Annotated in this window: 11 protein-coding genes; 2 read left to right on the top strand and 9 right to left on the bottom strand. The window is 40.8% G+C overall.

Annotated elements, in window-relative coordinates; translation table 11 throughout:
- Nucleotides 1–258 precede the first annotated feature (258 nt).
- The 3 genes from H7J92_RS04380 to H7J92_RS17920 form a co-directional block, all read right to left on the bottom strand.
- Nucleotides 259–3,369 (bottom strand): efflux RND transporter permease subunit, encoded by a 3,111-nt coding sequence (locus H7J92_RS04380; RefSeq protein ID WP_221835573.1) that lies wholly within the window; start codon nucleotides 3,367–3,369, stop codon nucleotides 259–261.
- A 3-nt stretch (nucleotides 3,370–3,372) separates the two neighbouring features.
- Nucleotides 3,373–4,821, bottom strand: a complete 1,449-nt coding sequence (locus tag H7J92_RS04385) for an efflux RND transporter periplasmic adaptor subunit (RefSeq protein WP_009766079.1) — start codon at nucleotides 4,819–4,821, stop codon at nucleotides 3,373–3,375.
- A gap of 577 nt (nucleotides 4,822–5,398) precedes the next feature.
- On the bottom strand, nucleotides 5,399–6,694 hold the full coding sequence (locus tag H7J92_RS17920; protein WP_040758441.1) for a TolC family protein: 1,296 nt from the start codon (nucleotides 6,692–6,694) through the stop codon (nucleotides 5,399–5,401).
- 820 nt (nucleotides 6,695–7,514) lie between these two features.
- Between H7J92_RS17920 and H7J92_RS04395 the strand changes: the two genes are divergently transcribed.
- Complete coding sequence (locus tag H7J92_RS04395) at nucleotides 7,515–8,117, top strand: TetR/AcrR family transcriptional regulator (protein WP_009766081.1); 603 nt, start codon at nucleotides 7,515–7,517, stop codon at nucleotides 8,115–8,117.
- Nucleotides 8,118–8,169: 52 nt separating this feature from the next.
- On the opposite strand, the gene H7J92_RS04400 is transcribed toward H7J92_RS04395, so the two are convergent.
- From H7J92_RS04400 to H7J92_RS04425, 6 genes are all read right to left on the bottom strand, one after another.
- Nucleotides 8,170–8,583: a membrane lipoprotein lipid attachment site-containing protein gene (locus tag H7J92_RS04400; protein ID WP_040758443.1), complete on the bottom strand. Its 414-nt coding sequence runs from the start codon at nucleotides 8,581–8,583 to the stop codon at nucleotides 8,170–8,172.
- Nucleotides 8,584–8,634: 51 nt separating this feature from the next.
- Nucleotides 8,635–9,843 carry an ABC transporter permease gene (locus tag H7J92_RS04405; protein ID WP_009766083.1) on the bottom strand — a complete coding sequence of 403 codons (1,209 nt, stop codon included), beginning with the start codon at nucleotides 9,841–9,843 and terminating at the stop codon, nucleotides 8,635–8,637.
- A complete protein-coding gene (locus tag H7J92_RS04410; RefSeq protein WP_009766084.1) occupies nucleotides 9,836–11,203 on the bottom strand; it encodes an HlyD family secretion protein in 1,368 nt (455 codons plus the stop codon). Before H7J92_RS04410 ends, H7J92_RS04405 begins: the two co-directional genes overlap by 8 nt.
- Nucleotides 11,204–11,223: 20 nt before the next feature.
- Nucleotides 11,224–11,799 carry a TetR/AcrR family transcriptional regulator gene (locus tag H7J92_RS04415; protein WP_252989958.1) on the bottom strand — a complete coding sequence of 192 codons (576 nt, stop codon included), beginning with the start codon at nucleotides 11,797–11,799 and terminating at the stop codon, nucleotides 11,224–11,226.
- Nucleotides 11,800–12,103: 304 nt separating this feature from the next.
- Nucleotides 12,104–14,560 (bottom strand): S-layer homology domain-containing protein, encoded by a 2,457-nt coding sequence (locus tag H7J92_RS04420; RefSeq protein WP_009766086.1) that lies wholly within the window; start codon nucleotides 14,558–14,560, stop codon nucleotides 12,104–12,106.
- A 193-nt stretch (nucleotides 14,561–14,753) separates the two neighbouring features.
- Nucleotides 14,754–15,074, bottom strand: a complete 321-nt coding sequence (locus tag H7J92_RS04425) for a DUF3817 domain-containing protein (RefSeq protein ID WP_050804663.1) — start codon at nucleotides 15,072–15,074, stop codon at nucleotides 14,754–14,756.
- Between the two features lie 344 nt (nucleotides 15,075–15,418).
- Here H7J92_RS04425 and H7J92_RS04430 point away from each other — a divergent pair, with 344 nt between their 5' ends.
- The gene (locus H7J92_RS04430) at nucleotides 15,419–15,988 is read left to right on the top strand and encodes a TetR/AcrR family transcriptional regulator (RefSeq protein WP_009766089.1); all 570 of its coding nucleotides are present in this window, start codon (nucleotides 15,419–15,421) and stop codon (nucleotides 15,986–15,988) included.
- The last annotated feature ends 33 nt before the right edge of the window (nucleotides 15,989–16,021 follow it).

Below are 16,021 nucleotides of genomic sequence, written 5' to 3' on the forward strand. Positions count from 1 at the left end.
CATAACAAGTTGTTTCGTTGTACTGCTGCTTATATTGTTAATAATTATTTTTGAGAAGAGATGAATTCCGCTTTAATAGTTCGAGTCTCTCAGCTTATAAGCTATGCCCACGCCCGGAACACCAAAAAGACCTGAGCTCTGTAGAATCCCGAGCTCAGGTCATAGAAACTGCTTTTTAAATTATTGAATCAAGTCAGCCTAAGATTTTTCTTTTTCGCTTTCCTCTTGAAAAATGTGAGGTCACAGACTTCAGTTCAGTTACTCACTTTCACTGTCGAGAATTGCTTCTTTGTCTTTTTTACCGCCCAATCGTTTCTTTGTCTTTTCTGCTAGATTATCGATGACAACATACATTACAGGCACGAACAAGAGCGTCAATACCGTTGAAGCAGCCAGACCAAACACAACAACTATCGCCATCGGTTGGTTCGCTTCTGCTCCCTCACCAAATGCAAGGGCAATCGGTATCATCGTGAATATGGTTGAAACGGACGTCATCAGGATTGGACGGAGTCGACTTCGTCCTGATTCTATCAGTGCTTCCGTTCTGTCCATTCCTCTTGAACGTAAAATATTAGTATAGTCGACAAGGATAATCCCATTATTCAATACAATGGCCGCCAACATGATAATCCCCATAAAGGCCGTTACACTTAACGGAGTATTGGTTATAAATAATCCGATCATTGCTCCAATTACCATCGTAGGTAAAGAGAACATGATAACGAACGGATGAGTGAATGACTCAAATTGGAATGCCATTACCATATACACGAGGACAATTCCCAGTACTAATGCTATACCGAGCGAAGTGAACTCTTTGGCAATATCTTCTGCTTCCCCGCCAGTACTGATTTCATAACCTTCCGGCAAAGGCAGCTGGTCTAACTCTGTTTTCAGATCACTTGTAATCTCAACTGCAGAGCGACTTAACACATCACTCGTTACATCCACCTGTCGCTTTTGGTTCTTACGATTGATTTGAGTCGGTCCTTGAACTTGTTTCAAATCTGCCACAGCGGTAAGTGGTACATGTATTCCTTCACTATTTTGGATAACGAAAGTCTCAAGGTCACGAATCGTTTGTGTGCTTTCTTCCGGGAATGCCACTAGAACATCAAACTCATCGCCGCCTTCTTTATATTTCGTTGCGACTTCCCCGCTAAATGCCAAGCTAATCCCGTTCATAACTTGTTGATAAGAAAGACCGTACTGACTGGCAACTTCACGATCCACAATGATTTGAACTTCCGGTCGTCCTTCACCAGAAGTACTTTCGATGTTAAGCGTCCCATCTATATCATTAAGTATCCAAACAACTTGTTGCGATAAATCAGATAGAATATCGAGGTCTTCCCCCGTGATTTCAACTGTAATAGGAGAACCTGTACTCATTCCTTGGGAGTTTTCCTGTACAGTGATTTTAGCACCAGGAATATCACTCATTAATGCATCAACTTTTCCAATCAATTCGGATGTCGATAAATCTCGTTCGCTTGCTTTGACGAACTTAATCGCAAAACTTGCATTTTCCGAGCTTCCTCCCCCAATACCGATCGAGCTTCCTCCGATCGTCACGGATGTCATTTCGATAATGTCGTCGAATTGGACCAAACGATCGCTAATGTCTTGAACCGCTTCTTCCGTGATATCAAGTTGTGTCCCTGTTTGTAATTCTACATCGATTTGTATTTCACCACTATCAGTTGATGGCATCAGTACAAATCCGATAAACGGAATCAGAAGCAGGCTGCCAACAACAGTGGCAACGACGATACCAATTGTTCGTTTTCTAGCTCGTAAAGCTTTACCTAATAATTTAACATAACCATTTGTAAGTTTATTAAGCTGCTTATTGAACCATCCTTTACTTTCCTCATCATTGAACGATGCGGATACATTCCCTAGTAATTTAGATGAAACCATCGGGAGAAATGTAATCGCACCAATAAGTGCAGCTGATACAGCAAAGACAACAGTTAAGGCCAATGGGCGTATCATCTGCGCTGCAAGCCCGCTGATGAACAACATCGGCACGAATATAGCTGCAGTCGTTAGCGTTGCTGCAATAACGGATGGTGCCAATTCAGAAGCTCCTTCTAAAGCAGCTTCTTTGATTGGTAATCCTTCTGTCCGTTTCTTAAAGATATTCTCCAAAATAACGATCGCACTGTCAATCATTAATCCAATTCCGATCGCCAATCCACCCATTGAAATAGTGTTGATACTTTCACCTGTTAGATACATTAGGATAAAAGTCGTAAGAAGTGATAACGGCATTGTCAGCCCAATCACTAATGTCGTCCGAAGACTCCGCAAGAATAGCTGCAATACAATCATCGCTAAAACAAATCCAATAACCATATTCACCAAAACAGAATTGATTGATTGTGAGATGAATGTAGATGTATCCAACGTTGTCGTCAATTTCAAACCGCGGTCTTCAAATTTTGCATTCATTTTGTCAATAATTCGATTGACCTCGTTTGCCGCGCTGATTGTATTGGCATCCGATTGCTTCATAATAGAAAATGTTAGTGTGTCTTCTCCATTAACCCGTGAAATTGTTGTCTGGTCCTCAAATGTATCTACTACCTTGGCAACATCACTTACTTTAATCGTTTGACCACTGACTAACCCGATTTTTGTGTTCATGATATCTTTGACGGAAGTATATTCACCGTCAATTCGTACCTGAACGTCTTCGCCGCCCCGTTCAACAGTCCCTGCTGAAATAGAACGGTTTTCTGCACCTAGCGCCTGGACAACTTGGGATCCTGATAGTTCGAAAATCTTTAATTTTCCAGGATCTATATTTACCCGGATTTCTCGTTTTAGTCCACCCGCTATATCGGCGGATGCGATTCCTGGAGCTCGTTCAAATTCAGGCTGAATTTCATTTTCAGCAACTTCTTGTAATACACTTAAGTCAGCACCATTTAAGCTGATTGTCTGAATCGGCATCGCTTGCGGGTCGAGTCGCATGACCAATGGTGAATTTGCATCTGATGGCAATTGAGAACGTACAGGATCCAATTTCTCCCGAATATCATTTAGAGCAGCTTTGATATCCGTTCCATAATTGAACTGCAAAATGACCATCGATGAAGACGGCTGTGAGATAGACTGGATGGTATCGATACCCTCAATCGTTCCCACAGCCGATTCCACTGGCTTACTAACCAATTCTTCAATTTCCTGCGAGGCGGCACCTGGATAGCTGGTGACAACGACGGCAATAGGCAAATCCATTTTAGGGTATAAGTCTACAGCCAAATTTTTCACTGAGATTGCGCCCAAGACGAGAGCGAGCACTACGATCATTATGACGCCGACAGGACGATTTATTGAACCTTTAATCAGTTTCAATGCTTAGTCCTCCTTCATGATTTTCAAGGAATCTCCATCGTTCAGGAGGTTTTGGCCTTTAACAACGACTTCTTCATTTTCATTCAAATCACCTGACACAGCTGTTGTATCGGTTCCATATCGAATGACTTCCACTTCTTTTAGCACTGCTTTCCCATCCGTAACTGTAAAGACGACGGATGCTCCTTCTTTCTGGATCACCGCATTCGATGGCACAAGAGTCGAATCTGACATCAATATCTCATCCACCATGATTGCAGCAACCATCCCAGGGCGAATCATGTGATCTTTATTATCAATTTTCGCTTCAACTGTAAATAAACCGGAACCTGAACTCACTGCAGAAACGTAAGAAACTACTCCTGTGAATGTTTCTTTTATCCCGTTCACTTCTACTTGAAAGGATGAACCAGGTTTGAAAACAGTAAATTGATCAGGTAAAACATCCATACTCACTTTCACGACATCAATCGACACGATTGTCGCAAATGGTTGTTGACTGGATGTCATTGCCCCCACTTCACCCGACATCTCTGTGATTTCGCCAGAAGCAGTAGCAACAATTACTTTATCCGCCAATCGTTCATTGGCCAAATCGACAGCCAGCTGTGCTTGTTCTACTGATGCTTGGGCCTGCTCTACACCTGCCTGCGCTTGCTTAATTCCAAATTCCGCATCTTGAATAGATGATTGAGCAATACTTGCCCCAATTCTAGATTGCTCTAAAGATGCTTCCAATGACTTCAAACTGAGATCGCTGCCAGCTTGATTTTTATTTAAAACGACTTGGTCATAAGAATTTTGAGCGTTTTGTTCTGCATTGCTGGCATCTTCGTAATTTTGTTCGGAAATAAGCCCTTCATCATATAAAGCTTTCATCCTAACATGATTTTGTTTCGCTTGATCCAAAGCAAGTTTAGCATTTTTTATTTGTAATTCAATGCTGTCCAAGTTATTACTTTTAGATTGACGTGCTTCATCTAAGGAAGCCTCCACTTGTCTCACAGATGCTTGAGACTGAGTATAACTTTTTTCTGCTTTCGCCTTACCACTCTGCGCATTGCTTAAACCGCTCTGAGCACTTTTCAAACTGCTCTGAGCTTGTTTTAAGGCAGCTTTTTGTTGTTGAACCGCGTTTCTTTCATTGGTGTCATCAAGCTGGGCAAGTACGTCACCAGTCTTCACAACGTCTCCCTTTTCTACCGCGATTTTTTTAATTTCGCCGGCTGTTTTTGCAACTACATCCACTTCCGTTCCCGGAATGATTGTACCCGTCAACCGATTACTATCACTTAATGAGCCAAACGTTACGTTCGCAACCTCGACTGGTATTTCCTTTTCAACTTTTTCTTCTTCCCCGGACGACTTATCTTTATTACATCCAGCCAACATGGCCATAACAGCTATACTAGATAGAAGACCTATGATTCTTCTATTACTCTTCCTTTTCATCTTAAACTCAAATCCCCCTTTATAACTCTGTGCACAACTAAATAGAGGGACCGACTATGACTAGCGCAGTCCTTCTGTTGTAATAAATTTCCTCTTAGCTGCCTCTCCGGTTTCGCCATATACCTTGGCCTAATTTCGAACAAACTTTTGCCACGATATAACGGTCAGTATACTTTCATCAGTAAACGAGCATATGTACGTCTTTCCTCATACGAGACTGCAACTACCTTTATCAACAGGGTCAATTACACCTCGGCGAATTGCGTCCAGATTTTGAATTGTGCTACGGCTTACGTGACGTAAGTCGGTTAACCTTCGCCGCCGGAAGCTTGGAGGACTACATAATGTTGGTCATGCAGGTGTTCTCCTATTGTCATCGAGCCTTTGAACACCCGATGAATAGGAAATAAAACCGTATTCATCTCACTAACAATCGGAACACCACTAATAGAAATTTTAGTAATCGAGCCCTAGTCCAAATTCACCTACTCAGCCAAGTTTTGAACCCTGACGGAGTAGGGGATAGTCGACCAATTCAGCCCACTACTTAAAAAGTGGGCATTTCTGCTGAATTCATTTAAATAACACCCGCTTCAAGCAGTTCTACATTTTTTGTCAGCAAGAAGTATGATTCTTTCGCTAAATCGAGTTTCAATTGTGCTTGGTCTACTCGAATACCAGCTAATTCATAATCCGCGCGAGAAACAAGTCCTAACTCATAACGGCGTTTTAATGTCTTATCGTCTTCTTTTGCAAACTTCAGTTCACGTTCTGCGTCACGGATATCTTGAAAACCATCTTCCACGTCATAGAAAAGTTGACGAATAGTGACTGCTCCATTTGTTTTTAATTGTTCAAGCTTTTCTTTTTCGATCTTCACTTTAAGATCGGCTTCGTTTTTATCGTGAGTTTTTGAATCTTCATCGTCATAGACTCTTGTACGCTGTTTTTCAGCTAATTCAATGGCAGTTACTTGACTCTTGTATTTGAATGTGTTTTCGATAAGCTCTTGCGTTTCGGTTTGTTGTTCTACCAACTCCAACTCATCTAAATCAAGTGGTTCAAGCTTCAATTCAGGATGATAAACGACACCTAGGTCAAATGTGAATTCGGCCAGCTCCTGATCCCAGTCTTTCTTATCTAATGCAAGTTGCGTTTCTTGACGTTCTATTTCACGTAATTCTTTCGAGTGTTCATCACGTGAAAGGATGCCTAGATCATATTGACGCTTTTTGATTGCCACTTCTTTTTCTTTTACTTCAAGTGCTTTCTTTTGCAACTCCTGCTGTTCTGCAGTCATTAACAACTTCACATAAGATGCTGTCGCAGCCATTTTAATGTTTTCTTTAGCTTCTTCTTCCGTATAAATCAACGAAACTTGTTGCGATTCCATCTGTTCCAAGGCGGCTTCAACCGCATCGATTTTATCTTGCAATGCTTCTAATTGATTTTGAATTTGTAGACGTTCTGCAAATGAGCCGCTTCCGCTCGCCTTTTGTAGACGTTTCTTCGTTCTTTCCAAATCCTTAATATCGAAGGCTGTTTCACCATAGTCACTGTCTGTTCCGCCAGTCTGGATCTTCAGAAGCTCGAGTTGGTAATTCGATAGCAATAGAGAATAGTTATCTTCGAGTGCAAGTTCAAGAACAGTATCAAGTGAGAGACTTTCGAGCAATTCTAATTCCATATCCTCAGAATCCTCGTCCTCGGCATCCCCCTCTAAAATAACGTCATCCTCTTCTATATTGTCAACGTCTTCGATTAACTCCCCGTCTTTTTCTACTTCTTCTACTCCATCCGCCAATGCAACAGTTGACATACCTGGGAACGCCAACAGAAATGCTAGTCCAAGTGCAGTGCCCTTCTTATTCACACAATCAATCCCTTTCAGTTTTTATTACTTCATAAATCTTTTTTATTATAGCAAACTGCTATACTATATTCCTATAAAACAACAAAAAAACCCAAGATTAGCAGACATCCGTGAAGTTGGTGTGTCCCTTGTCCTTTCCCTTCCTAGCTATACTTTACATTGCACGCACATCCAACGATCCAGCTCCAATCTCCTATGCTTACAGTCCAAACAAAACAACTCTTAAAGGGAAGTATTTATAGACTAAGAGATTGGTTGATTAGGCTGCGTGTATAAGTGATTAAAATAATCAAATAGAAAATGGATGCATATGTATTAAGTGAAAATCAGTCTATAAACTTACAGTGGTTCTTGCTAGCTGAGGGGCTCGGGGCAGGACATCCACCGGAATCGAAATGACTTAAGTAGCGGAAAAGTGCCAGGCATAAAGTAGTTACAAGAGTTGTTGATACAATTCGATCGCATTGTTTATCAACAACATAATCTGACGTGGTACCAGAAGATTATTCGACTTTATATTCCATTTTCTTAAAGCCAACTTCTACCAAAATTTTCTTCTTTTATCGAATGACAACATGTTACAATTGGATATGTTCCCATCATAAGTGACGCGGCGTCATATGTCAATTCATTAATGTAGTAAGCCATTATTTCTTTCTAGCGTTCAACTCCAACAGAACAAGTTTCTTAGTAAACCGGTACAGTACACTGCTTCGAGCACTCTGTCACCCTTATATTGACTTGTGACAAATTGCCATCTATGATTAAATTAGCGTAATTGTTATAATTTATTACTTGTTGAATATCTAGGAGGGTGCACATGCCTAAACAAACTTTTTTAAATTTACCTATAGATAAGCAGGAGACGTTAATTAATTCGGCAATGAGAGAATTCTCAAGGGCTCCCTTACACGAAGCAACTATTGCAAATATTGTCAAACATGCAGGAATATCGCGGGGAAGCTTCTACCAATATTTTGAGGATAAAGAAGATATATTTTTCTTTATCTTGGAAAAACATACCGAGAAAAACCATGAGAAGTTCATTTCCCTCCTAAAAGAAAATGATGGAGATTTAATTGATGCACTCATAAAGATGTACAAACTCATGTTAAATGCTTTTCATACCCCAGACTATCGTATATATATAAAAAACGTTTTCTTAAATATGAACCACAAAATAGCGAATACCATTATAAATAATGAAGACTTGGACAATCTTATCAATCACCGTGCAGAAATAATCCGCTTTGTTAATAAAGACAAATTACATATTACCGATGAACAGGAATTACTTCATTTTCTAAGCGTTACAGATGCCATCACACTATTAAATCTTATTCAAGACTTTGCTTTAGAACTTTCCTTTGAAGAGTCTTTACAAAACTATACAGCGCAAATTAATTTGCTAATAAAAAACTAAAAGAATCCCCCAGAAGACGATTGTCTCCTGGGGGATTCTTTACTAACCTATTTTATTTCCATTCGATTGAATCAGAATCCTTCTTTTTCGAAGCTTCCCATAACGTATGATCCTTGTCCGTTTGGATCTTAATGGTCAAATCATGCGACTCCCATAATGGATCAGCAGACTCATTTTCTTCGGCATAATTGGAGGCAAGAAGATTGGCAAATTCTTCACCTGTCTCCTGGGCATAGTCTTGGCTGATGGAATCATCCGACACGGTAACAACAAAATGGACGGTATCTCCTTCGACTGTTGCTGACGCTTCTTCAATCATCATATTGTCCTTGGTGGATGCTGCTGCCTCGTCTATAGCACTTTTTGAAATTTCCGGCGTTTTCGGAGTATCCTTATCCGTTTGTCCGCTGCATGCTGCAAGTACTACACCTAACATAGCGACAAACAAAATCAATAACTTTTTCATCATAACCCTCCTTCATAAAATGTAATGTTTTTCAACACCGCTACAATTGTTTTAAATCGTGTCGGTGTTTGCCAATGTTCCTTTTTCCGCGCTTTCTTTCTTATGCCAGTAACGATTGAGACTTGTCACTCCGATGGCAATGAAAAACGTGACCAATCCCATTAATAGCAGTGCAACGATATCTCTCCAGATAGTAATGAAGCCATTCCCTTTCAAGAAAATCTCCCGAACGCCATCTAGAAAATAGGTAAGGGGCAACATATGCCCGATTGTTGACAACAATGATGGCATCGCGGCGAACGGCCATGTAAAGCCAGATAATAGAAACGAAGGTACAGCAATTAACATCGCTAATTGAGTAGATGCCAGCTGACTTTCTGAAAACAAGCTTACTAAATAACCAAGTCCAAGTAAAGCAAAAGCAAAACTGATTGTCAATATAAAAAATGGGAGTATGTCTCCCCTGAAAGGAAGTTGAACCACATACATCCCGACTAAATAAGCGACGAATGTATTCAAAACACCAATCAGAAAATAAGGTGCACATTTGGCATACGCAATTTTCCACGGCTGTTCTTTCCAACCGGTAAAACGTCCCCAAATTCCCAATTCTTTATCTCGAGCAACTGTTAAGGCGATTCCCAATAACAATACTTGCTGTAGGGCCGTTCCTATTAAACCGTACACAAGAAATACACTATAGTCAAACGTTGGGTTATATAAAACTCTGTAACTAAATGGAATTGGAGAAAACACTTTCGAGATCTCCTCACTGCGGAAACCTTGCTGCTGGAGCTGTTCAACTGATGCCCCCGTGCCAATCGTACTGACAATTTCATTAGCTGAACGTGTCGCTAAATTCGAGATCATCATATTACTTCCATCGATCATCGTCAATACCGATGGACTCTCCCCATGGTTTAATCGAGCAGAAAAGTCACTCGGAATGATAACTCCGACCTTTGCTTCTCCACTTGCAATCGCTTGTTCAATTTCTGATTCTGAATACACTAAATTCGTGACGTTGAATGATTCGGATTGATCAAAAGACTGAACAATTTGCCTGCTGAGTTGACTATTGTCCTGGTCAAATAGAACCGTGTCCATTTCCTTAACCGTATGATTAGAGTATAGGTAAGCAAACATTGCTGAATAAAGAACGGGGACAAACACTAACATAGCCAATAATCGCCGGTCTTTGAAAATATTCATCCACTCTTCTTTGATGATATCTTTAATCGTTAATCCAGACTCATTCATTACCCTCTTCCCCTTTTTCACTCCATTGAACCGTCATTCCACTAATAATTCCCTTCGGTAACTCTGGCATCGTGACTTTCACGCCAAACGAACGGATATCCGTTTCTCCTAAGCTTTGGGAAGCTTTACGAACCGCGAAGCTGGCCGCTGGTTCCATCTGAACAATTTTTCCTTTTACCTCTTCACCTGTCGAAAGCAATCGAATCCCCATTTCTTTACCTACGGCTAATTCAGTCACATCCGTTTCAGGGAAATAAAATGTTGCCCACTTATCGTCGTGTGATTCAATTGTAAATACTGGATATCCGGAACTGACCAGCTCACCGACTTCGGCTGACTTGGACACAACGATACCGTCTGCTGGAGCCAATAATTCCATATAGCTCACATAAGTTTGTGCTTCAGCGAGGTTCGCCTCAGCTTGCACTAGTCCGGCCTGTGCAGACATCACTAATGCTTCTGCCTGAGAGATACCCGACTTCGCTGCTGCAATGGTAGCTTTTGATTGGTTGATACCCGCTTCAGCCACCAGCACGTCACCTTGCTGTACCGCAACTTGTCCTCGACTGACTTCTGCCAGCTCTAACACTGCTTTCGCTTGCTCCACCTGTGCTTTTGCCGCATCCACTTCTTCTTTTCGCGGTCCGCTAGTAACCATTTTATATGTCTGTTCCGCTACCTCGTATTCAGAGCTCGCTTTTTTGTACTTCATTTCTGCCTCTTCTAACGTGGCTTTTGAAGTTAACCCTTCGTTATGTAATTCTTGGAACCGTTCGAAGTTTGCTTTTGCAATTTCATTTGCCTTCTTCGTTGCATTCAGTTGACTTTCGGCCTGTTTTTTCTCCTCTGTTCTTGCACCATTTTCAAGTGCTGCTAATTTAGCTTCCGCCGCTTTGACGACCGCTTTCGCTTCTTTCACTTGTTTCTCTACCGACTGCTCCGTTAACTTTACTGCTTCATTCCCCTGTGATTTCTTTGCCGCTGCAGCCTCTGTTGATGCTTCGGCTTCGCCTACTTTCCCCTCAGCCATCACTACGGCTGATTTTGCTTCCGCTAACTTTCCTTTTTGAACTTCCACCGCCGCTTCTGCTTGGGCAACTTTATCTAAAAGCTCGCCGCTTTCAATTCGTGCCAGTATTTGACCTTTCTCAACTGAATCTCCTTCTTCCACAAGAATTTCGCTCACGCGTCCCCCCATTTTAAAACTCGCATTCAATTGAGATGCCTCGATATACGCTGTCGGTTCAGATTCCATTCTTCCAGCAAATTTACTCTCCACCATATTTGACGATAAAACAAAAATGCAAACGCCAATTAGCAGTCCCATGACGGACAAAACGATTAGACGAAGATGTTTCATTTCCTCAACTCCTGATATTCTTATTCTTTTATTAATCCTTCGAGTAAAAATAGCCGGAAAAGCTGTTCTACTTCCTCGTTGGACATCTCTTCGTTTGTTTTCTGTTCCCACTCAATTACAATCGCAATATAGAGCTTAAACACGACAAACGCTGTCAGCTCGGTGTTACATCGTTTAATATAGCCTTTAGTCATCGCGATATCTAATCGCTCTTTAATAAATGAAATCACTTCAGATTCCAGCAATTGAAACGCATCGCTCACCACTTTTGTGCCAATGCTATCTATTTCATCTAGCAGTTTCCTTAGAAGTTGATGCTCTTTCCGGAAAATGAGTACATTGTAGATCGTGCTATGAAGATTTGCATAGAATTCCCGTTCCGGTCGAATGGACTCACTTGCAAGTTGTTTCATTTCTTCTATTAAAGAAACAATAATTTCACGCAAAATTTCTTCTTTATTATTAAATGAGATATAAACAGACCCTTTTCCAATCCCCGCAATCTTTGCAATCTGATCCACGGTTGTCCCTTTATAGCCAAAAAGAGCAAACGACTTTTTCGCCGCTTCCATTATTATTTTTTTTCGTTCATCCACTTTTTCCACCTCCTGGTTTTGACCAAAATTATAAAGCGGTTCTCTGGTCACTAGAATGATAGTATCATAGTCACTCCAACGAAACAACCACACTGAGAGAATATAGTCTTCTCAAATGGATATCCGCAGAATGTTCGTAAGGACTGACTAGATTGCAGGATAATTTCATATTTTCGCAGACAGCAAAACACCTTTCAAGTCCAAAAGGACGTGAAAGGTGTTGTTGTCATATTCTCTGCAACGAGTAGCAATCTACCATTTCCAGGCGTTCTACACCAAGATATCTAATGGAAGTTTCCGGTCGTTAATCAGTAATCAATGCAAGAATGTTATTGTTTTCATCAAAAATCATGAATGTGACTTGTATAGAACCTTTGTGTTCGCCCCACTTAGTAATTCGGATATCATTTGAATGGTTCGAAAAGTATTCTGTGTCAAATATAATTGTTTCGGGATTCAATCGTTTCCCTGAAATTTGGCTATCACTAGATTTGACGACTACTTTTTTCTTCGCAGAACGTTTTTTAAAGAACTCAATTGTTTCTAGTTTCCCATTGCTTCGATCCATGTGAAGTCGGACAAGACTGCCTTTTGTTTTAGTGAGTGGTACCTTTACTGTTTTCTTGTCTGTTTTAGCAGTCAATAGAATAGCAGTTGGATCTTTTCTGTTTTTCTTATCTTTATATTCGAATTCTATCTTCCAATCGGATCGTCCGTTATGATTAATAGTATAGACGACATCATCGACTATGATCGTTTTCAGGTTTTCTAACTCCGATGTATACCACTTTTTTTCACCTGTCGCGAGTAAAGCCTCAACTTCAAGGAATTCTCTACTTCCTTCCCTGTCGCCAATAATATCATCGATCAAAATAGCAACAGATTGTTTCCGTCCAACAGTAACTGGACCGCCCGCAATATACACCATATTCCCTGCTCGGTCTGCATAGACTTCTACCGTTCCAGACTTCTGAAGTTCCTTTGCTACATCCGAATCAATAAATTCCGTTTTACCATCCGGATGGAGATAAACCGCCGCTCCATAGTTCACCTTATAATCCTCTGCATAATCCGTATCGTTAAAGCGATAGGTCATACCGGTGATTCGAATATCTTTAGAGGAGACGGAATCGATTGTTCCTTTGGCTGCCGGCTGTACTACTTCTGCAATCCCTTTTCCTTTGTTTCCTTTTTCATTAAAGAACATAACGTCCCCGCGGCGTAAGTCAGAAAGTTCGATCACACGGCCATCTTTCATGATCAGCGCATCTTTTGCGTTGAAGATGCCCCCCGTTCCTTCTCCAGCATAGCCGATTACTTCCTGGTCCTTCACTCGATCGACGATTAAAAAGTCATGTAAGTTGTACGCACTGATAAATACGATATTTCCCAAATTGTCAAAGCTGATTTTAGCATGCGTAAATCGATCTTTCACTTTTACCTTTTTCTTCAGATCATCCCGATCAGCGATTTCTACTTTCTTCCCATCTAAATAAAAGGTAAATTGTTTCTTAGTAGAAGAACCTTCAAACATGGCTGTCGATACATTATATGTCTTGCCCTCCGAGAGCAATCGGATTTCATCGATCTTCGTAATCTCAATGGCATCGTATTTCGCTTTCCGAGTTACCAGTTCCACATCAGTCGGTTTATTTTTGTTGTCATACCAAATACCGACTGTTTCACCCAGCAATTCTTGAAGATCCTGTTTCTTCATAGAAGCAGGCACGTCATATGTCTTCGTAGAACCTTTGTCCGTAAAAATGGTGAACTTGTTTTTCAGCACGTCCACATCAGTCACAAAACTTTTTGCGTATGTGGAACGATTGAATGAGTAGGTTAATTCATCACCCGCTATGTTGACAGTCAGATGGTAGTCATCTACATCAACAGAACCAACCTTTGGATTATCAAACAGCTCAATGTCGACACTCTTACCATTTTCCGCAAGCTTCACTTCTTTCACCGGATAATTGGCACCCGTCTTCGCATGACGGATATCGACATCTTCAGGCGCCAGCTTAGGAACTGAATGGCTGAATTCGATCCGAACAAATTGATTGGCATCGTTCAGTGTAACGACTTTGTTGATTTTTAGTTTTTTTAACGAGTTCGGTATGCCTCCATAACTATCAGCCGTCCTTACAAAAAAGCTTGCAAATTGAGCACGTGTTACAGCATTTTTAGGTAAAAATCGCCCATCTGCAGGCTTCGTGATGCCTAAATTGGCGAGCGTTTGGACATTGGGTGCGTGCTGGGGACCCGCTTGGTTCAAATCCTTGATCTCCACATTCCGCCCATCCCGTTCTAATCCGAAAGCACGGACAAGCACACTTGCCATTTGTTCACGCGTCATGACCTCACCTGGTCTTAGAAAATTGCTATCTCCTAAAAAAGCTTCATGATATTTGACTACACGCGAAGCATTGTACAACTCTTTATCTTTTGATTTAGAGGAAACATCCGCAAAAGGCTCTACTTTCGAAGTGCTTGTTTTGCCATGTTTATTTTCCAGATAACGTGCAAGAATTTTCACTACTTGACCACGAGTAATGGAATCATTCGGATGAAACTTTCCATTTTGTCCTTTGATGAATCCCATTTCGACTGCCTGTTCAATATTTTCAGCATGTGAACTTTGAGATGATACATCGGAAAAGCTGGACGCTGCACTTGCCACAGGCACAACAGCTGTCGTGGTAATCACCACCGCCACTGCACTTGCGAGAAATCGTTTATCAATTTTTCTTTTTTTGCTCATTTTTGCCTTCCTCCTGCTTTCAGCCTGTTAATAGTCCTACTTGAACCTCTCGCCACTTCTTATCAACCTTGCAGTTTGTTTTAAGGACGAACATTAGTAGACTTTCCTTTGTAACTTCACTATGTACGAAATAATCCTTTATCATTATAATGAATCAGCATTCCCCGACAGGGAGTACGCACTAGGTAATTTTCTATATCCGGACTAATTGTCTACCTGATTCCCCTGCCCACTTTTTCAAACGAATATCTAAAATAAAGTTGCCAAATGGGATGAATGCCGCCACGAAGGCCCCGAGTGAAAATCGTAAAGGCCATTTCACCGCAAACGTCGCATACAAAATCATCACACAGTATATGGTAAACAATATACCATGGATCATGCCTACTAGACGTACCGCTTCTGGTATATCCATAAAGTATTTCATTGGCATGGCAATGAACAACAGGATCAGCAGTGAGCTACCTTCCAAAATGCCCATCAAACGAAAACGACCTAACGCATTTTTCAACATCATCTTTCCACTCCTTAGCCTCTATAACTCATGTTAAGTGGAGCCCAATCTCAAGGGAGATCAAGCGCCATCTGCATTTACTCTTAGTCTAGCATAATTGCAACATGATGAGTATAGTACATAGTTTATCCGACGCCGAGTTTCTCCCGCCTCTTCCTTATGGTTTGCCTTAGTCGCTGATTCAACCCGTTTCGGATTTCGATAATGATGTTCTTCTTACTGTGAATTGCGGATAAACTGTCTAACACAAATTCTGTTAGGCTTGCATTTCTTAATAGAATTGTGTAACGTAGTGACCGAAAGAACGTTATAGTATTATAGTCAATATTAAATGAGGTGCAAAAATGGATCGCAAGCAAGAAATTATGTTAGCAGCTGAAAAGTCGTTCACGTTATTCGGCTATAAGGCTACTACAATGGATCAAGTAGCAAAGATAGCGAATGTAGGAAAAGGGACAATCTATACGTTTTTTTCTAATAAAGAAGAACTTTTTCATTCAATCGTTTTGAAGATGGTGGAAGAAATGAAACTGGTTTCTGAACAATGTAGTGTGAAGGGAGCCTCGTTTGAAGTAAACGCGCATGCCCGACTCATGCAATTGTTAGCATTTCGGGAAACTCATCAATTATATATTAAGCTGATCGAGGAGGAAAAAGAGCTACGTACACCTACTGTGAGTGAAGTTCTAGCATCTATCGAGAAAGAAATCCTTAAATTTATCGAGGAGAAGATCAAACGAGGAATTGCAAAAGGTGAATTAAAGCCATGTGATAGCAAGTTAGTGTCCTATCTATTATTCAAGTCATATATTGCATTAGTTGTAGATTGGAATAAAACTTATACCGTTCCGCTGACAGAGGGACAAATTACGGAGTTAATAAGTGAGACGATTTTCTCAAGCATCCTTGTATAAGATGGATCATCATTCCTTATTATGTAGGGCGAA

This window comes from Sporosarcina aquimarina, from assembly GCF_019748715.1.
GTDB lineage: Bacteria > Bacillota > Bacilli > Bacillales_A > Planococcaceae > Sporosarcina > Sporosarcina newyorkensis.